The sequence below is a fragment of the Clostridium sp. CS1-1 genome (assembly GCF_056135525.1).
The window spans coordinates 4,184,684-4,205,376 of record NZ_CM148680.1 but is presented as its reverse complement, the minus strand read 5'-3'; the positions used below and the strand labels follow the sequence as shown (position 1 = coordinate 4,205,376).

23 protein-coding genes are annotated in these 20,693 nt (G+C 31.1%); 22 read left to right on the top strand and 1 reads right to left on the bottom strand.

The features are described 5' to 3' along the window. The first annotated feature begins 12 nt into the window (after positions 1–12). From minD to AC0N0V_RS19670, 19 genes are all read left to right on the top strand, one after another. On the top strand, positions 13–813 hold the full coding sequence (minD, locus tag AC0N0V_RS19760; RefSeq protein WP_474460511.1) for a septum site-determining protein MinD: 801 nt from the start codon (positions 13–15) through the stop codon (positions 811–813). A gap of 12 nt (positions 814–825) precedes the next feature. Then, positions 826–1,095, top strand: coding sequence for a cell division topological specificity factor MinE (gene minE / locus AC0N0V_RS19755; protein WP_474460510.1), 270 nt, complete (start codon positions 826–828; stop codon positions 1,093–1,095). A 135-nt stretch (positions 1,096–1,230) separates the two neighbouring features. Next, complete coding sequence (gene rodA, locus AC0N0V_RS19750) at positions 1,231–2,349, top strand: rod shape-determining protein RodA (protein ID WP_474460509.1); 1,119 nt, start codon at positions 1,231–1,233, stop codon at positions 2,347–2,349. Between the two features lie 12 nt (positions 2,350–2,361). After that, on the top strand, positions 2,362–2,745 hold the full coding sequence (gene mgsA / locus AC0N0V_RS19745) for a methylglyoxal synthase (RefSeq protein ID WP_474460508.1): 384 nt from the start codon (positions 2,362–2,364) through the stop codon (positions 2,743–2,745). A gap of 166 nt (positions 2,746–2,911) precedes the next feature. Next, the gene (locus tag AC0N0V_RS19740) at positions 2,912–3,700 is read left to right on the top strand and encodes a M23 family metallopeptidase (protein WP_474460507.1); all 789 of its coding nucleotides are present in this window, start codon (positions 2,912–2,914) and stop codon (positions 3,698–3,700) included. A gap of 17 nt (positions 3,701–3,717) precedes the next feature. After that, positions 3,718–4,572, top strand: coding sequence for a M50 family metallopeptidase (locus AC0N0V_RS19735; RefSeq protein WP_474460505.1), 855 nt, complete (start codon positions 3,718–3,720; stop codon positions 4,570–4,572). A gap of 230 nt (positions 4,573–4,802) precedes the next feature. Further along, the gene (locus tag AC0N0V_RS19730; RefSeq protein WP_474460504.1) at positions 4,803–6,662 is read left to right on the top strand and encodes a TIGR03960 family B12-binding radical SAM protein; all 1,860 of its coding nucleotides are present in this window, start codon (positions 4,803–4,805) and stop codon (positions 6,660–6,662) included. Next, positions 6,631–7,344, top strand: a complete 714-nt coding sequence (locus tag AC0N0V_RS19725) for a TIGR03936 family radical SAM-associated protein (protein ID WP_474460502.1) — start codon at positions 6,631–6,633, stop codon at positions 7,342–7,344. The genes AC0N0V_RS19730 and AC0N0V_RS19725 overlap by 32 nt, the downstream gene beginning before the upstream one ends. A gap of 212 nt (positions 7,345–7,556) precedes the next feature. Next, a complete protein-coding gene (locus AC0N0V_RS19720) occupies positions 7,557–9,011 on the top strand; it encodes an Rne/Rng family ribonuclease (RefSeq protein WP_474460500.1) in 1,455 nt (484 codons plus the stop codon). Between the two features lie 149 nt (positions 9,012–9,160). Continuing rightward, entirely contained in the window at positions 9,161–9,475 is a 315-nt protein-coding gene (gene rplU, locus AC0N0V_RS19715) for a 50S ribosomal protein L21 (protein ID WP_474460499.1), read from the top strand. A 2-nt stretch (positions 9,476–9,477) separates the two neighbouring features. Continuing rightward, entirely contained in the window at positions 9,478–9,804 is a 327-nt protein-coding gene (locus AC0N0V_RS19710) for a ribosomal-processing cysteine protease Prp (RefSeq protein WP_474460498.1), read from the top strand. Between the two features lie 4 nt (positions 9,805–9,808). After that, on the top strand, positions 9,809–10,111 hold the full coding sequence (rpmA, locus tag AC0N0V_RS19705) for a 50S ribosomal protein L27 (RefSeq protein ID WP_474460496.1): 303 nt from the start codon (positions 9,809–9,811) through the stop codon (positions 10,109–10,111). An 82-nt stretch (positions 10,112–10,193) separates the two neighbouring features. Further along, the gene (gene obgE / locus AC0N0V_RS19700) at positions 10,194–11,468 is read left to right on the top strand and encodes a GTPase ObgE (RefSeq protein ID WP_474460495.1); all 1,275 of its coding nucleotides are present in this window, start codon (positions 10,194–10,196) and stop codon (positions 11,466–11,468) included. A 17-nt stretch (positions 11,469–11,485) separates the two neighbouring features. Continuing rightward, positions 11,486–11,779 (top strand): ribosome assembly RNA-binding protein YhbY, encoded by a 294-nt coding sequence (gene yhbY / locus AC0N0V_RS19695; protein WP_474460494.1) that lies wholly within the window; start codon positions 11,486–11,488, stop codon positions 11,777–11,779. Positions 11,780–12,018: 239 nt separating this feature from the next. Then, positions 12,019–12,621, top strand: a complete 603-nt coding sequence (gene nadD, locus AC0N0V_RS19690) for a nicotinate-nucleotide adenylyltransferase (RefSeq protein ID WP_474460493.1) — start codon at positions 12,019–12,021, stop codon at positions 12,619–12,621. A gap of 35 nt (positions 12,622–12,656) precedes the next feature. Next, positions 12,657–13,229 carry a bis(5'-nucleosyl)-tetraphosphatase (symmetrical) YqeK gene (gene yqeK / locus AC0N0V_RS19685; protein ID WP_474460492.1) on the top strand — a complete coding sequence of 191 codons (573 nt, stop codon included), beginning with the start codon at positions 12,657–12,659 and terminating at the stop codon, positions 13,227–13,229. Between the two features lie 7 nt (positions 13,230–13,236). Next, positions 13,237–14,208 carry an LCP family protein gene (locus AC0N0V_RS19680; protein ID WP_474460491.1) on the top strand — a complete coding sequence of 324 codons (972 nt, stop codon included), beginning with the start codon at positions 13,237–13,239 and terminating at the stop codon, positions 14,206–14,208. 211 nt (positions 14,209–14,419) lie between these two features. Continuing rightward, positions 14,420–14,797 (top strand): RidA family protein, encoded by a 378-nt coding sequence (locus tag AC0N0V_RS19675; protein ID WP_474460489.1) that lies wholly within the window; start codon positions 14,420–14,422, stop codon positions 14,795–14,797. A 300-nt stretch (positions 14,798–15,097) separates the two neighbouring features. Beyond that, entirely contained in the window at positions 15,098–16,000 is a 903-nt protein-coding gene (locus AC0N0V_RS19670) for an RluA family pseudouridine synthase (protein WP_474460488.1), read from the top strand. A gap of 88 nt (positions 16,001–16,088) precedes the next feature. On the opposite strand, the gene AC0N0V_RS19665 is transcribed toward AC0N0V_RS19670, so the two are convergent. Further along, positions 16,089–17,315, bottom strand: coding sequence for a serine hydrolase (locus AC0N0V_RS19665; protein ID WP_474460487.1), 1,227 nt, complete (start codon positions 17,313–17,315; stop codon positions 16,089–16,091). Between the two features lie 126 nt (positions 17,316–17,441). Between AC0N0V_RS19665 and AC0N0V_RS19660 the strand changes: the two genes are divergently transcribed. From AC0N0V_RS19660 to selA, 3 genes are all read left to right on the top strand, one after another. Next, complete coding sequence (locus AC0N0V_RS19660) at positions 17,442–18,035, top strand: helix-hairpin-helix domain-containing protein (RefSeq protein ID WP_474460486.1); 594 nt, start codon at positions 17,442–17,444, stop codon at positions 18,033–18,035. A gap of 70 nt (positions 18,036–18,105) precedes the next feature. Next, the gene (gene selD, locus AC0N0V_RS19655; protein WP_474460485.1) at positions 18,106–19,140 is read left to right on the top strand and encodes a selenide, water dikinase SelD; all 1,035 of its coding nucleotides are present in this window, start codon (positions 18,106–18,108) and stop codon (positions 19,138–19,140) included. Between the two features lie 157 nt (positions 19,141–19,297). Further along, complete coding sequence (gene selA, locus AC0N0V_RS19650) at positions 19,298–20,689, top strand: L-seryl-tRNA(Sec) selenium transferase (protein ID WP_474460484.1); 1,392 nt, start codon at positions 19,298–19,300, stop codon at positions 20,687–20,689. Positions 20,690–20,693: the final 4 nt, after the last annotated feature.

Below are 20,693 nucleotides of genomic sequence, written 5' to 3'. Positions count from 1 at the left end.
GAGGTAGTATTAATGGGAGAAGCTATAGTAGTTACGTCAGGCAAAGGTGGAGTTGGAAAAACTACTACCACAGCTAATATCGGAACAGCATTAGCAGCACTTGGGAAAAGTGTTGTGGTTATAGATGGTGATACTGGACTTAGAAACCTTGATGTATTAATGGGGTTAGAGAATAGAATTGTGTTTACTTTAATAGATGTGATAGAAGGAAACTGTAGATTAAAACAAGCTTTGATAAAGGATAAAAGATTACCTAATCTTTTTTTACTTCCTACAGCTCAAACGAGAGATAAGGATGATGTGAATTCAGATCAAATGCTAAATTTAGTATGTGAACTAAAGAAAGAATTCGATTATGTTATCATTGATTGCCCAGCAGGAATAGAACAGGGATTTGAAAATGCAATTATTGGTGCAGACAGAGCACTAGTTGTAGTAAATCCTGAAGTAACCTCTGTTAGAGACTCGGATAGAGTTATTGGTAAATTGGATGCAAGAGGATTAGAAAACCATCAACTTATAGTTAATAGAATAAATTACAAAATGACTCAAAATGGTGATATGCTTGATGTAAACGACATATTGGATAGTTTAGCGATAAAATTAATAGGAGTAGTTCCTGACGATAGAACTATTACAGTTTCAACTAATAAAGGGGAGCCAATAGTGCTAGATGACAAGGCAGCTTCTGGTCAAGCTTTTAGAAACATAGCAAGAAGAATAACTGGAGAAACAGTACCTTTTATGGATTTAAGTATTGGTAATCAAGAAGGACTATTTTCATCCATAAAAAAGCTGTTTGGCATTAAATAAGGAGGTAGGGAAATGGATATATTTAGAATATTCTCTCCCAAGGCCTCCTCTAAGGATATGGCAAAGGAAAGATTGAAATTAATATTAATTCATGATAGATCCAGAGTTTCACCGGAGCTGTTGGAGTGTATAAAAGAAGACATACTTAAGGTGCTTTCCAAATATGTTGAAATTGATAATGAAGAAGTGGATGTAAAGATGACTACAATGGAAGAAATAGAAGGAGAGTCACCTGCTTTAATTGCTAGCATACCCATAAAAAAGATGAAAGTTAACAAGTAATGGTATTAAAGCATCTGAAAAGAAACAACTAGTTAATATGCTAGTTGTTTCCTTTAAGATGCCTAAGCTATGTATAATTTATACATAGTATTTTTTTTTCTATATGATATAATCTTTGTGTGGAGGGATAAAAATATGCTTGAAAAATTCAAGATTGGAAAAAAGCTTTTAAGAGAATTAGATTATACTATTATATTTACAATAATTCTTATTGTTATATTTGGAACATTAAATATTCATAGCGCTACTCACATGAAGTTTGGAAATCACTACTTAAAAACTCAGCTTATTTGGTTAGTCGGAGGACTCGCTTTAACTTATTTTATTTTAATATTTGATTACTCTATTATTCAAGGATATGCTAACATAATTTATTGGTTTGGTATATTTTTGCTTATATTAAATGACTTTGTATTTAAATCCACAGTTAATGGTGCTTCATCTTGGATGAAAATAGGATCTTTTTCGATGCAGCCTTCTGAATTTGCCAAGCTTGGCATGATAATAATGCTTGCAAAGGAATTAAGTAAAATGGAAGGCAAAATTAATGAATTGAAAAATTTCTTCAAGTTAGCGGGCTATGCTGCATTACCTATGGTTTTAATAATAATTCAACCAGATATGGGAATGACTATGGTATGCTTTTTTATAGTACTTGGAATATTTTTTACGGCTGGTTTAGATTTAAAAGTAATTGGTGGAGGTATTTTAGGACTTGTAGCACTCATAGCTGTAGTGTGGAATTCACCACTTATGGAGGATTATTGGAAAGTAAGACTAACGTCTTTTTTAAATCCAGAAGCGGACGAGTTGGGATCTGGCCTTCAGCTTATACAGTCGCAAATTGGTATTGGATCTGGAGGAATATTAGGTAAGGGATTCTTAAAGGGAACTCAAATAGCAGGAGGTTTTATACCAGAATCACATACAGATTTCATATTTTCTGTAGTTGGTGAAGAATGGGGGCTCATTGGTGCAATTGTCTTATTATTTTTGTATGGAATAGTTATATATAGATTAATTAATATAGCTAAAAACTCGAAAGATATTTTTGGGTCTGTTATATGTGTGGGGGTTATATCTACTTTATTATTTTCCACATTACAAAACATAGGTATGACGATAGGTATAATGCCTATAACAGGTATTACATTGCCATTTATGAGTTATGGCGGTAGTTCTATGTTAACAAGTTTTATGGGTTTGGGTCTTGTTTTAAATATAGGAATGAGAAGAAAGAAAATAAATTTTTAGGGGGAATTCACTATGAGAATCGCTTTAATAGCACACGATAAGAAGAAAGATGATATGGTGGACTTTGTAAAAAGATACAAAGAGGTTTTTAAGGAGCATCAGTTATTTGCCACAGGAACAACAGGAAGACTTATAACCGAGATAGTGGGAGTAGAAGTATACAGATTTCTTTCAGGACCATTAGGTGGAGATCAGCAAATAGGGGCAAGAGTAGCTCAGGGAGATATGGATTTCGTAATCTTTTTAAGAGATCCACTGACTTCACAACCACACGAACCAGATATTTCAGCACTTTTAAGAATATGCGATGTTCATTGTGTCCCCCTAGCTACAAATCTTGGTTCAGCAGAGATTTTTGTGAAAGCTCTTAAAGAACATCAGCAGCAAAATCAATAAAAACAAATTAAGTACAAGCTCTAACAGTTTAATGTTAGGGCTTTATTTGTCTTTCACTTTATCATTTAAAGTCATAAAAAAACTGATTTTTTAATATATATATAACGTGCTTATGAAAAGTTTTTAATACAAAACAAATAAATTAATAAAGTGGGAGGCAATTTTTATGGGTCAATATAATTCTGAATATGAAGATTATTATAGTTCATTAAAAAAAAGAAATAAGGGGAGATATTCTCCTAATTATAATAATGGTACTGTCTTTAATAGATCAGAAAAAACTAAAGGAAATTATTTAATTAGAAGAATTACAAGAGATTTAATTGGAGTACTTATACTATTCGTATTTGTAATAGGTTGTAAGTTAGTAAGTATACCACAAACTCAAGCTGTGTATAATTATTCTAAGGATATCTTGGAGCAGAGTTATGATTATCAAAATATAAAAGAAAAAAGTAAAAATATTAATTTAACAAAATTACAGGATAAGATAACGAATATAATCGAACAAATTAGAGTTAGAATTACTGGAAAGGAGACGGTGGAGAGTAAAATAAAAAATAATTTTATTTTACCTTTAGAAGGAATAGAAACATCGACCTTTGGTTATAGAGCAGATCCAGTGACTAGGGAAAAAAAACTTCATGAAGGCATAGATATCGATGCTAAAGAGAATACAGATGTAAAAGCAAGCTTTGATGGTAAAATAAAAGCTTGCGGAGAAGATGAACAACTTGGAAAGTATATTGTAATGGATCATGGAGAAGGGATAGAAACTAAATATGGACATTTGAATGAAATACTCGTAAATAAGGAAGATGCGGTGAAAAAAAGTCAGGTTATAGCCAAAAGTGGTAATACAGGCAAATCTACTGGACCGCATCTTCATTTTGAGCTTTTATATATGGGAGAGAATAAAAATCCAGAAGAATACTTTAATGTGATTAAAAAATAATGTGTAGGGGTAGTCATGTGATAAAGGTTAGTAGATATTTTATTCCGTATGTAATATTTCTGATTCTTATAGGTTACAAAGGTCAACTTTTTTATTCATTTTTAATTGTAATTTTACATGAGATGGCTCACTATATTGCTGCTAGATATTATGGGTTTTCAGGATTTGATATAGAGTTTTTGGCAGTTGGTGCGGTGCTGAAATTTAAGGATTTAGACGAGGCGACTCCAAAAGAAGATTTAATTATATCTATAGCGGGGCCTATGCTTAACATAGCTTTAGCTGTGATTTTTTATTTTTTATACAAAAGTTTGCCGGTAGATAGATTCTATGTGTTGTTTGCAGGAAATCTAGCTATAGGGATTTTTAATTTAATACCTGCATTTCCATTGGATGGTGGAAGGATATTAAGAGATTCTCTGAATTTTAAATTAACTTATAAAAAAGCTAATAAAATAATGATAGTTACAAGTATTACTATTGGAGTTCTTCTTATGTTTTGTTATGTTCTACTTTACCTAAAGGGAAGAAATAATTTTAATATTGGAATAATAGGATTGTTTATAATAATGTCATCACTTCGAGAAAATGAAAGGATATCGTATATAATCATGGGAGATATTATAAAGAAGAAATATAAATTTATAAAAAATGGATATATTGAGAATAAGAGTACTTCTGTTTATTATAAAGGTGATATGCTTAATTTAATGAGTTTATTTGATAAAAATAAATATAATATATTTACTATTTTAGATACAGAAATGAAAGTTATGGATATAATTTATGAAGACGAGGTTATAACGGCGCTTAAAGTATATGGAAATATAACTATAGAAGAATTTTTAAAAATTGAAGACGAGGAAAAGTAACTAAAATTTCACAGTTGCAAAGTAATATATCAATTAAGCTTGGTAATTTAAAGACCTATTGTGATTTTAAGTTATATTAAAAACATCATGTTTAAATATGGCATGTAACAGAACTTACTAGACATAACTTTACAATAATTGAATGTTAAGCTAATAAAAATTTACATTTTAAATTTCTTATATATTGTGTTAGAATATTAAGATGTGATAAACACAAGAGGAGGATTTTGATGAATAAGGTTACTGATGATATATTATTTAAAGTTGAAAAACCAGCACGATATATAGGTGGAGAAATTAATTCTTATAATAAAGATACAGATAAAGTAGATATTAGATATGCATTTTGTTTTCCGGATGTTTATGAAGTTGGAATGTCTCATTTAGGTACAAGAATCCTTTATTATGTTTTGAATCAAAGAGAAGATACATTTTGTGAGAGAGTTTTTGCACCATGGCCTGATATGGAAAAGCTAATGAGAGAAAATGATGTGCCTCTTTATGGTTTAGAGAGTAAGGATTCAATAAGAAATTTTGATTTTCTTGGATTCACTCTTCAGTATGAAATGAGTTATACAAACATATTAAATATGTTGGATTTGGCAGGTATACCTATAAGAGCCTCTGAAAGAGGAGAAGATGACCCAATAATCATGTGTGGGGGACCTTGTGCATATAATCCTGAACCTCTTCATGCTATAGCAGACTTTTTTGTTATAGGTGAAAGCGAAGAGCAGGTTAATGAAATTATGGATCTTTATAAGAAATATAAGGGTCAAGGCAAGAAGAAGGAATTCTTAAGAGAGTTAAGTCATATGCAAGGTATTTATGTACCATCACTTTATAGTGTAGATTACAATGAAGATGGTACAATTAAAGGGTTTAAGCCTTTGTATGATGATGTACCAGCAAAGGTTACAAAGAGAATAATAAAGAATTTCAATGAAGTGGCTTATCCAGATAGACTTATTGTTCCTTATACAGAAATAGTCCATGATAGAATAGTTTTGGAAACCTTTAGAGGATGTACTAGAGGATGTAGATTCTGTCAGGCAGGAATAATATATAGACCTGTTAGAGAAAAGAAAACAGATAAGATATTAGAAATGGCTGAACAATTAATACAAAGTACAGGATATTCAGAGGTTTCTTTAACTTCATTAAGTATATGTGATTATTCAGATTTAAAGAATCTAATATATAAGTTAATGGAAAAACATGAAAAAGATAAGGTAGGAGTTTCACTTCCTTCATTAAGAATAGACTCTTTCTCTGTAGATTTAATAAACGAAATACAAAAAGTTAGAAAGACCGGATTAACCTTTGCACCAGAAGCTGGAACACAGAGAATGAGAGATGTTATAAATAAAGGTGTAACAGAACAGAACTTAATGGATTCTGTAAGGAGTGCATTTGAATCAGGATGGTCTACTATTAAGCTATACTTCATGATAGGGCTTCCTTACGAAACAATGGAAGACGTAGTTGGTATAGCAGATTTAGCTGAAAAAGTTGTAGACCAATATTTTAAAGTTCCGAAGGATAAGAGAAAGAAAGGGTTAAAAGTTACAGTAAGCACCTCTATTTTTGTTCCTAAACCATTTACTCCATTCCAGTGGATACCACAGATAAAGATGGAGGATGTAAGAGAAGAAATAAAGGCATTAAGAGGGGCTATAAAGAGCAGAAGTATTAACTACAATTGGCATGAAACACCTGTGAGTTACTTGGAAGCTATGTTTGCTAGAGGAGATAGAAGACTTTCAGAGGTGCTTATTAAAGCCTTTGAAAAGGGTGCTAAGTTTGATGGATGGTCAGAATACTTTAATTTCGATATATGGATGGAAGCATTACAAGAATGCGATGTAGATGGAGACTTTTATTCATATAGGGAAAGAAGTTATGATGAAATACTTCCTTGGGATTTTATAGAAGTAGGTGTAACTAAAGAGTATTTAATAAGAGAAAATGAGAGAGCAAAGAGAGCGGATATAACTCCTGATTGTAGATTAGGCTGTGAAAGATGCGGAATAAATGTTAAGTTGGAAGGGAAGTGCTTTGAAGGTGCATTATTTAATCAAGTTCAGTAAGGAAAGCGACATAAAGTTTGTAGCTCATCTAGACCTGATGAGAACAATACAAAGAATGATGAAAAGATCAGGCCTTCCTGTAGAATACTCTAAAGGGTTTAACCCGCATATAAATTTATCTTTAGCTCAACCGTTAGCAGTAGGAGTTTATTCATCTGGTGATTATGTAGATGCCTATTTCGAAGAGGAAATAGATGAAGATATGATAAGAGAGAAGTTAAATGCTAGTGCTCCTATGGGAATCAAAGTTTTTGAGGTCAAAAAGATAAAAGATGAGCAAAATAAAAAAGTGTTTAAGTCTATGGCAGTGATTGATGCTGCAAAATATAGAATAAAATTAAAGTATAGTAAACTAGATTTGATTAATGAAGAGATAGAAAAGTTATTAAGTAAGCAAGAGTGGGTAATATTAAAGAAGAGCAAGAGCGGCGAAGCTGAGGTTAACATTAAACCTATGGTTAAAGAGTTCAATTGTGATATTGAAGACAATTACTTAGTTATCAATACTGTAGTGTCTTGTGGTAGTAAAGAGAATTTATCGGCAGAACTTCTAGCTAAGTTTATTCAAGAAAACACAAAGACAGCAAATAAAGATGCGTTTGTCGATATTAAAAGAGAAGAGATGTATACAGAAGTAGGCAAAAAATTAGTTCCGCTTTATAAATATGCAGAAATGATATAGTCTAGAGTTAAAAATAGGAATTAAGGGTTAATAAATCTTTTACCTAGGTTGAAAAATTACTGGGCTTATAATTTAGCTAAGGTTAAATTATAAGCTTTATTTTACTAAATAAAAAATAAATCAGAATAAGATTTTGTAATGCACGAAAAAATTTATACTTAGCTTGTAATTTTTAGTTTTTAAGGATTAACTCTAAAAAAGAGGGTGAAAATTTGAGGGAGATATTTATAGAAAGACAAAAAGAACTACTAAGAATTGCTATAAAAGAAAATGAAAGACTTAAGGAATGTTTAATAGAAGAGGAATCAATAGAGCCGTATCCTGGTGAAATATACAAAGGAATTGTAAAAAATATTGTGCCAGCTATAAAGTCGGCTTTTATAGATATAGGGCACAAAAAAAATGCATATATGTATTTAGATAACAAGTTCAAAAATACTAACATAAAAAAAGGTGAAGAAGTACTAATACAGGTAGTTAAAGAAGATTTAGGAAGCAAAGGTGCAAAAGTCACTAATGCTATAAGTATACCAGGAAGATATTGTGTTCTGTTAACTCTTAATAAAGATATAAGTTTTTCAAAAAAGATAGAAGACAAATTACAAAAAGAGTTTATAAGTAGGAATATAAAGAAGCCTAAAGATGTAGGAATTATGATAAGAACTAATGCTGTAAATGTCTCTATTGATGTCATAAATGATGAAATTAGTAATCTTTATAATTTATATATGGATATGTGTAGAAGAGCAGCATATTCTATAAAGCCTATACTTCTATTTAATGATGGGGGGATTCTTGGTAGGGTTTTAAGAGATAAGATAAATGAAGCTAATAATAAAATATATGTAGATACACAGGAAGATTATGATTATGTAAAAGAATTTTCAGAGGGTATCTCAGAAGTAAAAGTAAATATAAAGCTTCATGATGAATCAAGAAGTCTATTTAATTATTATGGTATCGAAAGAGAAATATTAAGTTTAAGAAACAATAAAGTTACTTTGAGTTGTGGAGGGTACATAGTTGTTGATAAAACAGAAGCTATGTATGTTATAGATGTTAACTCTGGTAAGAATATAAAAAGTAATTCAATTCAAAAAACAGCCTATATAACAAATTATCAGGCAGCAGAGGAAATTGTGAGACAGATAAGACTGAGAAATTTAAGTGGCATTATAGTTATAGATTTTATAGACATGGATAATGATGAAAACAAGAAAAAAATAATGGATAAATTAAAAGAAGGTTTTGAGGATGATAAAAATAAGACTGTAATATATCCATTTACGGAATTAAACTTAGTTCAAATTGCTAGAAGAAGGTCAGGAAAATCTATATATGAATATATAGAAGAAGACTGTGGAAGCTGCTCTGGTAGAGGAAAGCGAGTGAAGTTATCTTATATATCTATGCTTATAAGAAATGAAATCATAAGAATAGATGAGCAAAGAGATATAAAGGATATACATATAGAAATTGATGAGTCTTATAAAAAAGACATAGAGGGAGATATATTAAACTTTATTGCAAATATAGATTCTCTGGAGAAAAGAATTTATGTTACATATGTAAATAATGAGTATTTTAAAGTAGAACCTTTAATTTTTATGAGCCAGATAGAAAACTTGGAAGATTTCAAGGTTTATCCCATAGCTGACAAAGTTTAAATTTACAGGATAAAAAACTTTACAAACATATAAATATATGTTAAAATGGCTTTTGTAGACCGCACAGAAGAGGTTTCTAAAATCATAAAGATAAATTTATTTTTATGTGCCTTGGATGGCGAGACCGTATATAGAGGAGGTGTATTTTAATGTACGCAGTTGTAGTTACTGGAGGAAAGCAATACAAAGTTGCACAAGGAGACGTAGTATACGTTGAAAAACTAAATGCTGAAGTTGATTCAACAGTTGAACTTGATAACGTTCTTGTAGTAAGCAAGGATAACGGAGAGTTAGTTGTTGGAAAGCCTGTAGTTGAAGGAGCTAAAGTTACTGCTAAAGTTCTAGCTCAAGGAAAGAATAAGAAAGTTATAGTATTCAAGTACAAGAGAAAGAAAGACTACAGAAAGAAGCAAGGACACAGACAACCATACACTAAGATTCAAATAGAAGCAATTAACGCATAATCATGGTTAATGTATTATTTGGTAAAAAATCCTTTAATTTAGTTTCTGTTAGTCTAAACGGACATGCGGAATCAGTAGATGAAGGATATGACTTAGTATGTAGTGCTGTTTCTGCTATATCTCAAACTATATTAATTGGTATACTTGATGTTTTAAAACTTAAAGTTGATTATTCTATAGAGGATGGTTTTTTAAGTTTTTCATTAGAGGAATTACCAGAAGATAGTATAAAAGAGTGCCAAGTGCTTATGAAAACTATGTTGCTTGGTTTAAATAGTGTAGAAATGAGTTACGGTGAACATATAAATGTAAAAGTAGAGGAGGTGTAATACGATGTTAGTTATGAACCTTCAGTTATTTGCTCATAAAAAAGGGGTAGGTAGCTCAAGAAACGGTAGAGATAGTGAAGCTAAAAGACTTGGAACTAAATGTGCTGATGGACAATTTGTTTTAGCTGGAAACATATTAGTTAGACAAAGAGGAACAAAAATACATCCAGGTGCTAACGTTGGTAAAGGATCTGACGATACTCTTTTCGCTAAAGTTGACGGAGTTGTTAAATACGAAAGAGTTGGAAGAGACAAGAAGAAAGCTAGCGTATATCCTGTAGATGTAGAGCAAGTAGTAGCAGAATAGTAAAAAGCACCCTTCTATAGGGTGCTTTTTTAAAACCTTAAAATATGGGTAAAATATAATAAAAGAAAAGGAGGGAAATATCATGTTTTTAGATACAGCTAAAATTTTTATTAAGTCTGGAGATGGTGGAAATGGATCTATCTCCTTTAGAAGAGAAAAATATATACCACTTGGAGGTCCAGATGGTGGAGACGGTGGAAAAGGTGGAGATATAATTCTAGTATCGGATCCAAATATGACTACGCTTTTAGATTTTTCATATAAGAGAAAATATAAAGCAGAAGCTGGTGGTAATGGTGCAGGATCAAAGTGTTTTGGTAAGGATGGAGAAACGTTGTACATAAAGGTTCCTATGGGAACTGTAATAAAAGACGTAGAAACAGAAAAAATCATGGCAGATTTGGCTCACCCAGGAGATACTTATACCGTTGCAAGAGGTGGTAGAGGAGGCAAAGGAAATGTAAGATTTGCCAATGCTACAAGACAGGCACCAGATTTTGCAGAGCCAGGAATGCCTGGTGAAGAAAGATGGATTTCTTTAGAACTTAAGGTTCTAGCAGATGTTGGATTACTAGGTTTTCCAAATGTAGGTAAATCAACTTTACTGTCAGTAGTATCAAAGGCAAAGCCTAAGATTGCTAACTATCATTTTACAACTTTAAATCCTAACCTAGGTGTAGTAGCTGTACCAGGAGTACAAAGCTTTGTAATGGCAGATGTTCCTGGAATAATAGAAGGGGCATCTGAAGGTGTAGGGCTTGGTTTAAAGTTCTTAAGACATATAGAAAGAACTAGAGTACTAATTCATGTGGTTGATATATCAGGATTAGAAGGAAGAGATCCTTTTGAAGATTTTATAAAAATAAATGAGGAATTAAAAAAATATAGTATAAAACTTTGGGATAGACCTCAAATAATCGCTGCAAATAAAAGTGATATGCTATATGATGAAGAAATTTTTGAAGATTTTAAGAAAAAGGTTGAAGAACTTGGATATAAAAATATATTTAAGATATCTGCAGCTACAAGACAAGGCATAGAGGAATTGATGAAGGAAGCTGCTAGGATGCTAAGTACGATTCCTGTTACAGATATGGAAATAAGTGAAGAAGAAAAATTTGTACCAGAAGAAAAGAGATTTACCTATACAATAAGAAAAGAAGAAAATGTATATATTGTTGAGGGAAGTTTTGTTGATAGATTACTAGCTAGCGTAAATGTAAATGATCCAGATGCTCTTAGATATTTCCATAAGGTACTAAAAAATAAAGGTGTACTTGAAGAATTAAGGGAAATGGGAATTGAAGACGGTGATATGGTAAGACTTAACGATTTTGAGTTTGAATACTTATTATAATTTGGAGGTTTGACTGCATGATTACAAGTAAGCAGAGAAGTTATTTAAGAGGGCTTGCAAATACAATGAGCCCTATATTTCAGATAGGCAAAGAAGGAATAGAAGAAAATTTTTTAAAACAAGTAGACGATGCTTTAGAGGCTAGAGAGCTAATAAAGATTTCAGTGTTAAATAATAGTGATTACGAAGCTAGAGAGGCTTCAGATGAGATATGTGAAGAATTAGGATGTGAAGGCATTCAGTCTATAGGAAGTAAAATTGTACTTTACAGAAAGTCTAAGAAAAACTCTAAAATTGAATTGCCAAAATAGAATTCAAAGTGTTCGTGCATTAAAGCGATAAGTTAATGATATTTCTCACCTTCAGGTGAAAAATTAATTTATTTTTGCATATGTTGTGAATTATAGTTGGTTAGTAACTTGTTAGAAAATAAGTTGCTAACCTTACTTTAATATAAATAAAAAATAAATATTTTTCTAATTAAGGAGAAAAATATTTATTAAATTCTTACTATTAACTCTGAACTAAAAATGAAGGTGGGGAGAGAGGGATGATTAGAAAAGCTATTTTTGGTGGAACCTTTGATCCTATACATAATGGTCACTTACACATAGCCTATGAAGCGCTTTACAAATTACAATTAAATCAGATAATTTTTGTGCCATCAGGAACTCCGCCACATAAACTAAATAAAAATATAACAAGTGCACTTTTAAGATACGAAATGGTGAAGATGGCTACTAGAGCAGAAAAGTGCTTTAATGTAAGTGATTATGAAATAAACAAATCAGATTTAAGTTATACTTATCAAACATTAGAATATTTTAATAATCTAGAGAAGGATACTCAGTGGTATTTTTTAACAGGTGTTGATTGTCTTATGGATATAGAAGGATGGAAAAATACAGATAAGATTTTAGAATTATCTAGGCTTATTGTCTTTAATAGACCAGGCTTTGATATGAAGACTATAGAAGATCAAAAGAAAAAGCTGGAAAAAATGTATTTAAATAAAATTGATTTTCTAGATATTCCGCTACTGGATATTTCTTCAACTAGTATAAGAAATAGCATAAGACAAGAAAAAAATGTGAGTTATCTTTTACCTGAAAGTGTTTATAATATTATTGAAGAACTCAACCTTTATAAATAAAACTAGTAATATTTATTGTTTTGGGGTGATTTGGGATGTGGAGCGAAGAGCAAATAAAAGAAAAGTTAAAAGAAAATCTTAAGCCTAAAAGATATGAACATGTCATTGGAGTAAGAGATACGGCAGTAAAGTTAGCAAAACTATATAATGAAGATTTAGAAAAGGCTAAATTTGCAGCACTTATACATGATTATTGTAAGAATATGAGTGATGAACAAATTGTAAGCATGTCAGAAAAACATAAGTTGACGATGGATGAAATATTTAAGAAAAGTCCTCAACTAATGCATGGAGCTATTGCTGCTGAGATTGCTAAGAAAGATATGGGAATTGTAGATGAAGATGTATTAAACGCAGTAACATATCATACAACGGGAAGGGAGAATATGAGTATACTTGAAAAAATAGTATATATAGCAGATTATATTGAACCTTCAAGAAATTTTCCAGGGGTTGATGATTTAAGAAAATTGGCCTTTGAAGATTTAGATATGGCTTTGATAAAAGCTTTTGATAATACTATTAAATTTGTTATTGATAAAGGACAGTTCTTGCATATAGATACAATCAAAGGGAGGAATTATATACTTTCTAAAAATCGCAGGTGAAAATGTTGTGATAAAACAAAGAAAGAAGTTTAGAAGTGTAATTATAATAATTTTATTTATGTCAGCAATTTTCTTTATTGGAAGTTCAAGATATAGCAACTACTTAGGAGCTGTGCCACCAGAAGCGGTACAAGAAGAACCAATGCAACAAAAGCCTATAATAGAAGATGAGCTAGTAAATATTCTTATTACTGGTGTGGATGTTGGAAATCCTAAGTGCAAAGTAGCAAACGGGCCCAAAAGAACTGATACTATAATGCTTATGAACTATAATCCTAAAAATGATAACATAAATGTAATTTCTATCCCAAGAGATACTTTAGTTAAGATAGGTGGAAAAAATCATAAAATAAATTCGCTTAATGCCCTAGGTGGAGAGAAATATCTAATAGAGTGTGTAGAAAAGCTATTAGGAGTAAATATAAATTACTATGCTCAGCTGGACTATAGAGGGTTTAGAGAAATTATAGATGTAATTGGTGGAATAGACATGAAGATAAAAAATAAAATGGATTATGATGATTCATCTCAAAATCTACATATTCATTTTAAAAAGGGGCAATTGGTACATCTAGATGGTGAAAAAGCGGAAAAGTTTTTTAGATGGAGAAAAAATAATGATGGAACAGGACTAGCACTGGGAGACCTAGATAGGATACAAAATCAACACGAGTTTGTTAATAAGGTTATTGCTAAGTTTAAGAGTCCTGAAATAATTCCGAAGATACCTTATATATTCGATACTGTTCACAGGTATACAAAAACAAATATGAGACTTGATGATATTATTAAATATGGATATAAGTTTGTTAAAATAGATAAATCAAATATAAAGATAGTAACTTTGCAAGGAGATGCAGATTATTTAAATGGAGTTTCATATTTTATTTATGAACCAAATAAAAACAAAGAATTACTAAATATATTAGGAAGTAATATTATTTATACACAAAATAATGAGAAAAAAGTTATTAGATAATATTATGTCATTTTATAAGGTAAATAACAATTAATAGTATGCTTATTTTATGAATAATATAGTAAAGTTAGAAGTTATTAATTCAAGATTTAAAATTTACAATTAATTAGACAAAAAACAAAATTATTTGATATAATGTTATAGGAAAATGAAATTTTAATAAATAATAGTAAATCGTTTACTGTTTAAATTTGTAGGAGGTTTTTAATTTATGGAAAAGCAAATAATAAGTACAACAAAAGCACCAGGAGCAGTAGGACCTTATTCACAAGGAGTTAAGGTTGGAAATCTTGTATTTACATCAGGACAAATTCCACTAGATCCAGCAACTGGTGAGTTAATTGGTGGAGATGTAAAGAAGGCTACTGAGAGATCTTTAGAGAATGTTAAAGCAATACTTGAAGAAGCTGGTACATCACTTGATAAAGTTATTAAAACAACTGTATTTGTAAAGAATATGAGTGACTTTGCTGCTGTAAATGAAGTTTATGCAAAATACTTTGATAAAGACATGCCTGCAAGATCATGCGTGCAAGTTGTTCTTCCAAAGGACGCTTTAGTTGAAATAGAAGTAATTGCACTAGCATAATAGTTAAACATAGGTATAAAAGAGTGAGCTTTAAATAGGTTCACTCTTTTATACTTAACTTTACAGATCTAGGTATATATAATTTATTTCTCAATACTGTTAACTGACTTTAAGTACTCTAAAGCTTATAAATTTAAAAAAACTTAGAATTTTATCTAACTAGCTAACGCTAAGACAAGGAAAAATTCTAAGTTTCCGTGAATTCATAAGCTAAGAGTACTAAAAAGCCAGTTAAATGTATCTTCGAAATGAATTATATATACCTACAAAAAGTTTAACTATTGTAAAAAGGAGTTCATTATGAAAGATAATAAGCTTATATTTAAAGTAGGACCCAATGAAGAGGGTATGAAGCTAAGAGAATACCTAAGAGTAGTTCAACAGCTTTCAGGGAGACTTATAAAAGGTGCAGCGATGGATGGAAGAATATCCATTAATGGTAAAAGAGCTAAGCTTAATCATGTGCTTAAAAATAGCGATGAGATCGCTTTAGATGTAGTTAAGGAAGAGAGTCAGAATATAGAACCAGAGAAAATTGATATAGAGATAGTATATGAGGATAGCGACTTAATAATAGTAAATAAACAACCTGGAATAGTAGTACATCCGACTAAAAGTTATCCTACAGGAACGCTAGCAAACGGTCTTTTATACTATTTTAAAGAAAAAGGCGAAAATTGTATAGTTAGGCTTGTAAGTAGGTTAGATATGGATACTTCTGGGCTTATAATCATAGCCAAAAATCAATTTTCACATATGGCTTTAGCAAGGGAAATGAGCAAGGATAGCTTTGAGAAAAGTTACTTAGCTATTGTACATGGTAATTTAAAAGAAAGACAAGGAACAATTAATCTTCCAATTTTTAGAACTGGTGAGGGGAGTATAAAAAGAATTGTTGATGAAAGGGGCCAAGAAAGCATAACTCATTTTAAGGTTTTACAAAGCTTTAAAGGTGGAGATTTAGTTAAGCTTACACTTGAAACTGGAAGAACGCATCAGATAAGAGTACATTTGACGCATTTAGGCCATCCGTTATTCGGAGATGTCTTATATGGGGTAGAAGAGAATGGACAGTATATATCAAGGCAGGCTTTACATGCTTATAGGCTTAAGTTTATTCATCCCCGAACAGGGAAGGTAGTTGAACTAGAAGTAGATATACCTAAAGATATGAAAGAGTTAGTTGAAAAATTAAAGAGATGATGACTATATTTTTATAAGGTCATCATCTCTTAAGCTTTTCTATAAGTTAGATTTAAATCATAAATTTAAATTTTCTATTAAGTGTTATCTAAGATTGTTTACTATTGAAAGTAAGCTTTTTAAAGATTAAAAATATCAAAATTAGAACAACTGCAGATATTGGAACTAAATATTGTATTTTTAAGTTGCCGTCTTTTAAAAAGTTGTTTTTCAATAGTTGTTTAACTTCATGATTACTATCACTCATCAATTTTAATGTACCTATACTTTTATTATCTAAGTAGATTGTAGCGTTAGCAATTATATCACCTTTTTTAAAAAACTTTGATGTTAGACTGTCAGTGTTTAAGGTACATTTAGGTACAGTTGTATTATCTTTTTCTTTGATATAATAAAAATCAGAAGCAGCAACTAATGGAATAACCATATCATCATTGGTATAATTAGTAACTAAATCACCCTTTGAAAACAAGTGAACAAGTTTGAAATTGTTAAATCCATAATCAAATAGCGATATGGCGTCAGGAAAAAAAGTTTTATTTTTATCGTGTATTAAAGCTACAATAAGCTTTTGACCGTTTTTCGTAGCTGTAGAAACATATGAGTGTTGAGATTGAACTGTGTATCCAGTCTTTCCCCCTTCACAACCATCATAATAAAGCTTTGATGATTTTTGTACTAGTTTATTTTCATTCCATAAAGGTCTCTCTGCTGAGGATTTATTTGTAGGTTGTATTTTATAAAAGCTAGTAGTAGCCATTTTTGTATATTCTGGGTTTTTGGACAACTCTCTCATTATGAGAGCTAAGTCTCTTGCTGAAGTTTTATGGCTATCATTAAATAATCCACTTGGATTAACAAAATTAGTGTTTTTAGCGCCAAGCTCTAGTGCTCTTTTATTCATTTCTATTGCAAAATTATCTACTGAGCCGCTTATGCGTTCTGCAAGTGCTTCAGCACAATCGTTACCAGAAACCAATAATAGTCCATAAAGTAAATCCCTTACTTTTATTTCTTCATCTTCAAACAAGTATATTTTACTTCCATCAGCCAAAGGTGGGTTTTTACCAATCCTCACAGTATCATCTAATTTTAATCTTTCTAAAGTTAAAAGCGCTGTCATGAGTTTAGTCGTAGAAGCGGGGGGATAGGCAGTATCAGGATTTTTTTCGTATAAAATTTCTCCTGTTGAAGCATCCATCAGAACCACGCTGTCTGCAGATACTGACGGTGGGGCATCTTTTGCCTTAACGATATATGTAATATTTAAAAATATAAATACAAATGACGTTACTAATATTATAAACTTTCGCATTTTTGCCTCCTAAAGTATTGCTACTAATAATTATATCAAAAAAACTTTTCTTTTGCGACAGAATTTTAATAAAGCTGTCAATAATCTAAAATATAAAGAAAAAATTATTACTTTTTGGAGGTTATAATGAAGAATAGGAAAAAAATTATAGGGTCTATTAGTATAGTAATTATATTTTCGGTATTTTTAGTAATAGGCTATTTAATTTCAAGACCTAGCAAAGAATTTACCAGTAAAGATGTATTCAATGAAAATGCAGTGGTAGAGAGTAAGGATGTCAAGGATATGACAGTATATATAAATGGAGAGGTAAAAAAACCTGGAGTATATAAATTAGAAACGGATAGTAGAACGGAAGAGTTGATAAAGATAGCAGGTGGATTCACTGAAGATGCAGATAAAGATAAATTAAATCTAGCTAAAAAACTAAGAGATGAGGATTATATATATGTAGATAAGAAAAGCGAAGTTAAAAACAATCAGCTAATATCACAAGGTAATATAGGTAATGGAATTGGACAAAACGGTAAGATAAATATAAATACAGCTTCAAAAGAAGAACTAAAGACTATTCCAGGGGTAGGGGATGTAACAGCACAAAAAATATTAGACTATAGAGATAAAAATGGTAGATTTTCATCAATAGAGGATTTGAAAAAATTAGGGGGTATAGGTGATAAAACTTTAGATAAAATGAAAGATAAAATTGAAGCAAGATAGTTTAATTGTTTTAAATTTGAGCAAAGTAGTATATAATAAAAATTGAAAAAATTTGACTGGAGGTGTCGTTATGACAGAGAAAAGACTTACTGAATTATCAAGAACAGCAGGATGAGCAGCTAAAATAGGGCCGGGAACCCTTTCGAAAATATTAAGTAAATTACCGAAAATGGAAGATAAAAATTTATTAGTTGGTATAGAGACTTCTGATGATGCAGCTGTATATAAATTAAATGATGAATTGGCTGTAATTCAAACTTTAGATTTTTTCACACCTGTAGTAGATGATCCTTATAGCTTTGGTCAAATTGCAGCAGCTAATTCATTAAGCGATGTCTATGCTATGGGAGGCAAACCTACAGTAGCATTAAATATAGTTTGTTTTCCATCGTGCCTATCTATAGATGTTTTAGGAGAGATTTTAAGAGGTGGAGCAGATAAAGTAATAGAAGCAGGGGCAGTAGTTATAGGTGGCCACACTGTAGATGATGATGAGCCTAAGTACGGATTGTCAGTTATGGGAACTGTTCATCCAGATAACATACTTAAAAACTATGGTTCCAATGTAGGGGAGGTAGCCATAATAACTAAGCCTCTAGGTAGTGGAATAATAAACACTGCAGTAAAGGGAGAAGTGGCTTCTAAAGATGCTTATGAAAAAGTTGTTAAAGTTATGTCTACGTTAAACAAGTATGCAGGAGAAATTATAACTAAATATAATGTTAGTGCATGTACAGATATAACAGGCTTTGGACTTATGGGTCATGGATATGAAATGGCATCAGCTTCAAAAGTTACACTAAAATTATTTGCGGATAGGATACCTTACATAGAAGAAGCTAAGGAATATGCAGGAATGGGGCTTGTACCTGGAGGAGCATATAGAAATAAAGAGTATTTATCAGGAAAATATGAATTTATGAATACGCCTGAATGGATGCAAGATGTTTTGTTTGATCCTCAAACATCTGGAGGACTTTTAGTTACTTGTTCAAAGGAAGATGGAGAAAAAATCATGAATGAACTTTCAAAGCTTGATATGTCTTCAGCTATAGTAGGTGAAGTTATACCACAGCAAGGTGAAACGTATATAATTGTGGAATAGATATAGATTTTAGAGTTAATAGGTTGAGATTACGAATTAAATTGTATTTTTATAAATACGTAAATTAGTTTTGAAAATTTAGGAGTTGAGAATTAAATCAGATAACTCTCCACTCCTCACTCTTAACTTTTAACTGAAAAAGAGGGTGGGATATTATATGGAAAAAAAACAATTGTTAAGAAAGCTTCCTAAAATAGATGAGCTTCTAAAGGAAGAAATGGTGCAAATAAAATCTGAGGGAGCTATGAGGCTATTAGTTGTAGATTCACTAAGACAATCAATAGATAACTATAGGGAACTAATATTAAAGGATCAAATTGAAGATTTTACGAAGGAAGACATTTTAAATAACTTTGCAGAAATTTTAGAAGAAAGTATTGGATCTAATTTTAAGAAGGTTATAAATGCAACTGGTGTAGTTATACACACTAATCTAGGAAGATCTCTACTTGCTAAAAAGGCATTAGAAAACGTTATAAATGTTGCAGATAGCTATAATAATCTTGAATATGATTTAAAGAAAGGGCAAAGAGGCTCAAGATATAGTCATGTGGAAGAACTGATTAAAAAGGTTACGGGTGCTGAGGCTGCAATAGTTGTAAATAACAATGCGGCAGCGGTAATGTTAGCTTTAAATACATTATGCAAGGATAAAGAGGCAATTGTATCACGTGGACAGCTTGTTGAGATTGGAGGTTCGTTTAGAGTACCTGATGTTATGACCTTTAGTGGAGCTAAGCTTGTAGAAGTGGGAACAACAAATAGGACTCACCTTTATGATTATGAAAACAATATAAATGATAATACAGGAGTACTACTCAAAGTACATACATCTAATTTTAAAATTCTTGGATTTACAGAAGAGGTATCAGTAGAAGAATTAGTGGAACTCGGAAAGAAAAATAATATTCCTTTTATCGAGGACATAGGTAGTGGAACTTTAGTTGATTTTTCAAAGTATGGTTTTACATATGAGCCTACAGTTCAGGAAAGTATAAAAAAAGGTGTTGATGTGGTAACTTTTAGTGGAGATAAAATGCTTGGAGGACCACAAGCTGGTATCATTATAGGAAAGAAGCAATACATAGATAAGATGAAAAAAAATCAGCTAACAAGGGCACTTAGAATAGATAAGATGACTCTTGCTGCATTAGAGGGAACTCTTAAATATTATTTGGACGAAAAAGAAGCTGTAGAGAATATCCCTACACTGTACATGATATTAAGTCACAAGGACGAACATAAAAAGAGAGCGCAAAGGCTTAAGAGAAGATTACAAAGTAAAGCAAAGGGATTTAGTTTTGGTATTGAAGAGGATTATTCTATGGTTGGGGGAGGTTCCATGCCTGTTGAGAGGATTGAGACCTATGTAATAAAGGTTAAAAATAGCAAGTTCTCACCACAGGAATTAGAGAAAAAGCTAAGAGGAAATAAAGTACCTATAGTTATAAGAGTGTCTAATGATGAAGTTATTATGGATTTAAGAACCCTTTTTGATAGTGATTTTGACATTATTGTAGAGGCATTTGAAAACTTATCTGATAACTAGCTAC